1 protein-coding gene is annotated in these 722 nt (G+C 61.5%); it reads left to right on the forward strand.

All coding sequences use genetic code 11. From position 1 onward, the window contains the following. A partial coding sequence (locus tag H926_RS0101495; protein ID WP_028657431.1) for an alpha/beta hydrolase-fold protein occupies positions 1 to 655 on the forward strand: 655 nt, incomplete at its 5' end. Positions 656 to 722 lie beyond the last annotated feature (67 nt).

Here is a 722-nt window from a genome sequence, read left to right on the forward strand (position 1 = left end):
CATCTGGAACGACGACACCTACATGACAGCTCTGATCCAGTCGGACTGGCAGCGCCGCCGCGAGCTGCCGCCGACCGTCGTGACCTTGTCCTATGGCCCGACCTGGCTGCTGACCCCGAAAGGGGAGAAGCCCGACAGCGGCTTGCTGAACGATCTGATGGCCCGTCTGCCAGCGATTGAGGCGAAGATCGGGAGTCCGCGTCGTCGCCTCCTGGTGGGAGAGTCGATGGGCGGCCTCAACGTCCTGATCGCCGGGCTGTCCTATCCGTCGCGGTTTGCCAAGGTCGCGGCCCTATGTCCTGGCGTTTATTCGACCTCGCCGTTTGCATCGTTGTCCACGATCCGCACCACAATGGAGCGCACGGGGGCGAATCCCAAGATCATCTTCGGCGTATGGATGATGGCGCTCAGATATGCGTCAAACGATGATGAATGGCAGCGCATATCGCCGCTCTCCCTGATCAAGCGGGCCGGTCCAGCCTATCCGGCGCTCTACCTTTCAAACGGCCTGTATGACGATTATGGCAACTTCGAAGGCTCCCAGCGGCTCGTCGATATGGCACGCAAGCGCGGCGTCAAAACCGAATGGCATCCGCTGTATGGCGGGCACTGCGCGACGGACGTGGCCTCGCTGGCTGCCTTCCTCTTGTCTTGACGGGGTTCCCGACTGCGAATGTGACGCTGCGCGAGCTACAGCCAAATTGAGCATTTGGACAATCGCC

The sequence above is a fragment of the Novosphingobium sp. B-7 genome, assembly GCF_000410615.1.
Taxonomy (GTDB): Bacteria; Pseudomonadota; Alphaproteobacteria; order Sphingomonadales; family Sphingomonadaceae; genus Novosphingobium; species Novosphingobium capsulatum.